This window comes from Streptomyces tateyamensis (genome assembly GCF_003205575.1).
In the GTDB taxonomy this organism is placed as follows: Bacteria; Actinomycetota; Actinomycetes; order Streptomycetales; family Streptomycetaceae; genus Kitasatospora; species Kitasatospora tateyamensis.
In genome coordinates this window covers 1-209 of record NZ_PYBW01000360.1, presented here as the reverse complement: position 1 = coordinate 209, position 209 = coordinate 1, and the positions used below count along the sequence as shown (strand labels likewise).

Below are 209 nucleotides of genomic sequence, written 5' to 3'. Positions count from 1 at the left end.
CGAATTCCCGGACTGCCAGCCGCCGCACGACTCCATCTCGATCGTCAAGGTGCCGCTGAAGAAACCGACCGACGCGGCCGTGGTCGCGACGCCGAACCTCTTCCCGGACGGCGGCTTCCCCGGCAGCCCGACGGGCTCGGCGACCGCCGGATGTCACGACATCACCGCCTACCCGTCGAAGGACCTGGCCGCCGGCGCCTGCATGGGTG

At 70.8% G+C, this 209-nt stretch carries 1 pseudogene; it reads left to right on the top strand.

Annotated features, from left to right (window positions below):
* Positions 1-209 (top strand): annotated as a pseudogene (locus C7C46_RS33745) (hypothetical protein); the annotation flags it as partial.